The 3187-nt window shown below is 61.4% G+C and carries 1 protein-coding gene and 2 pseudogenes; 2 read left to right on the top strand and 1 reads right to left on the bottom strand.

What is annotated here, in order from left to right:
- Nucleotides 1-332: 332 nt before the first annotated feature.
- Nucleotides 333-1349: an IS110 family transposase gene (locus I6U14_RS00860; RefSeq protein ID WP_296896094.1), complete on the bottom strand. Its 1017-nt coding sequence runs from the start codon at nt 1347-1349 to the stop codon at nt 333-335.
- Between the two features lie 125 nt (nt 1350-1474).
- On the opposite strand from I6U14_RS00860, the pseudogene I6U14_RS00855 reads away from it, so the two are divergent.
- Nucleotides 1475-2322: pseudogene (locus I6U14_RS00855) on the top strand (transposase).
- Between the two features lie 188 nt (nt 2323-2510).
- A pseudogene (locus I6U14_RS00850) lies at nt 2511-3121 on the top strand (transposase); the annotation flags it as partial.
- Nucleotides 3122-3187 lie beyond the last annotated feature (66 nt).

Raw genomic sequence — 3187 nt, 5'->3', positions numbered from 1 at the left:
GGCCCCTGGCTGCTGGCAGCCCCAGAAATTCCTCAGTTCCCTGTCATGGCCAAGTGCTGCGAATCCCGCTTGTTTGAAGCCGCCCGGACGTGATGGACGGTGTTTGTCCATCGCGTCCGGGGGGCAAAGGTGCGATTCGCTGTCACAGATCGCTGGCTTCTGCCAGTTGGCAGATCCAACCCCGTACTGGTTTCATGGCAGAGGCGCATCAGTACGAACCCAACCGCAATCACGCGGGTGAATGGGATGCGGCGCCGGCCCAATCAGATCTGGTGGTTGCTGGCCAACCCCTTTTTCGTGCTCGCCGCCGCAGCCCAACTCTTAGCAGCCCTTCATGTAAATGCCCGCTCCACATCGAACGGTACGTGATCACGCAAAATGTAGTAGCACGCCCGCGCTAGCTTGTGCGCTACAGCCTTGATGGCGACAATCGGGTGACTGCGCCCGCATTTGCGCTGGTAGTACCGTTTGATCCGTGGGTTGTACCGTACCGCGAAGTTCGCCGCCTCGATGTACGCCCACCCCAGGTACTTGTTGCCGTTCTTGGTGTTGCCACGCCCTTTCCGCTTGCCGTTACTCAAGTGCTCGCTACCCACGCAGCGGCAGTACGAGGCATAGTTGCCGACCTTGGCGAAGCGCTCGATCTCCCCGGTCTCGAGCATGATGGTCAACCCCAGGATCTCCCCGATACCGCTGACCGACAGCAACGGCTTGAATCCGGGACGCAGCTTGATCCGTGCCTTGACCGTCTTCTCCAAGAGCTCGATTACGCCCTCTTGGGTCCGCATCACGGCCAGGTTGCCCTTGACCGCCAATGCCAGGTCGGCATCCGGCAACAGCTGATCCACCTCCTCGTACGTCAAGCGCTTGATGGCATTGGCGCTGAGCGACCGCCCGCGGTTGCGTGCCAGGAGATTCTGGATGGCCAGCAAGTTGCTGGTGCGTTGTTGCACCAGCCGGCTGCGCCGGCGCAGCAGATCACGTACCGCGCGTTCTTCCTTGGGGTAGATATAACCCTCCGGCAGCAGCCCGAGCCGCAGCAGCTTCGCCAGCCAGCGGGCGTCAGACTCGTCGTCGGCATACTTCAGGCCTTCGTACTGTACGATCGCCGCCGTGTTCGCCAGGTGCACACGATAGCCCGCTTCCATCAGCCCGTCGACGAGCCAGTACCAGTTGTAGGTAGACTCCACCACCCACCCTTCCACGTGGTCTCTAAACGGCGCCAGCTCCGCCAGCACCACCCCAATGTCGTTCGGCAGCCGCCGCCGATACACAACCTTGTCTTCCTCGTCCGACAGCACCACCACATTGTTGTTGGAATGTAGATCGATTCCGCCGTATAGTTTCATTGTAGGCCCCTCTGTTTTGATCCTTGGTTGCACACCTCCTACCTTGAACTTAGGACCTCGCGGAGGGGTCTGCTAGATGGATATCAGGTCTTGCAATCCAGCATCAGTTGACTAAGCTTCAGGCCATGTCCAGACCTCTCCGCATCGAGCTGGCCGGCGGGCTGTATCACGTCACCTCGCGTGGTGATCGGCGCGAGGCGATCTATCGTGACGATCAGGACCGCACGGCTTGGCTCGACGTTCTTGGCGAGGTGTGCCGCCGGTTCAACTGGCGTTGCCACGCCTATTGCCAGATGACGAACCATTATCACTTCGTCGTCGAGACACCGGATGCCAACCTCTCCAAGGGGATGCGCCAAGTCAACGGCGTCTACACCCAGGCGACCAATCGCCGCCATGGGCTGGTGGGCCATCTCTTCCAGGGTCGCTTCAAGGCCATCCTGGTCGAGCGGGATGCCTACCTCTTGGAACTGGCGCGCTACGTTGTGCTCAACCCGGTCCGCGCGGGGATGCTCGCCAGCGCAGGCGAGTGGCCATGGAGCAGCTATCGGGCGATGATCGGTCAGGAGCCAGCCCCGCGTGGATGGAGACGGACTGGTTACTCGGCCAGTTCGGCCATGAGCGTTCCCGCGCGCAGGCCGGCTATGCCGCCTTCGTGCGTGAGGGGATCGGACAGCCGAGCGTCTGGGAAGGGCTGCGCCATCAGGTTTTTCTCGGCAGCGAGGCATTCGTGGAACGCCACTGCAACCCGTCACAGCCCCTGGAACGGCTGCGAGAGGTTCCACGCGCCCAGCGGCGACCGCTGGCCAGGCCACTCGCGGACTTTGCCTGTCGTTACCCCGACCAGCACGAGGCCATGGCGCGGGCATACCAAACCGGCGTCTACTCGATGCAGGAAATCGCCAAGTATTTCGGCGTACACTACTCCACAGTGAGCCGAGCCGTTCGGCGACTGGAGAGCACGAGCGAATAGGCGACCCGCTTACAGTTCCGCCGCAATTATGCTTGATTGCAAGACCTGACCCTCATGCCTCAATTGAAACGGCCAGATCCATCCAAAGAGTTACTTTCGACATGGCGTAATGACCAAGAGTCATTCTAAAGCAGAAGGAAATAGGGTCAGGTCTTGCAATCCAGCATCAGTTGACTAAGCTTCAGGCCATGTCCAGACCTCTCCGCATCGAGCTGGCCGGCGGGCTGTATCACGTCACCTCGCGTGGTGATCGGCGCGAGGCGATCTATCGTGACGATCAGGACCGCACGGCTTGGCTCGACGTTCTTGGCGAGGTGTGCCGCCGGTTCAACTGGCGTTGCCACGCCTATTGCCAGATGACGAACCATTATCACTTCGTCGTCGAGACACCGGATGCCAACCTCTCCAAGGGGATGCGCCAAGTCAACGGCGTCTACACCCAGGCGACCAATCGCCGCCATGGGCTGGTGGGCCATCTCTTCCAGGGTCGCTTCAAGGCCATCCTGGTCGAGCGGGATGCCTACCTCTTGGAACTGGCGCGCTACGTTGTGCTCAACCCGGTCCGCGCGGGGATGCTCGCCAGCGCAGGCGAGTGGCCATGGAGCAGCTATCGGGCGATGATCGGTCAGGAGCCAGCCCCGCGTGGATGGAGACGGACTGGTTACTCGGCCAGTTCGGCCATGAGCGTTCCCGCGCGCAGGCCGGCTATGCCGCCTTCGTGCGTGAGGGGATCGGACAGCCGAGCGTCTGGGAAGGGCTGCGCCATCAGGTTTTTCTCGGCAGCGAGGCATTCGTGGAACGCCACTGCAACCGGGTGCAACCCGCCGAGCGCTCTTGTGGTAAATAGGGCCAAATCTAGGCGAAC

This window comes from Thiohalocapsa sp. (assembly GCF_019695415.1).
Classification (GTDB): domain Bacteria; phylum Pseudomonadota; class Gammaproteobacteria; order Chromatiales; family Chromatiaceae; genus Thiohalocapsa.
The sequence above is the reverse complement of the archived record's forward strand: the minus strand, read 5'-3'. Positions and strand labels throughout refer to the sequence as shown.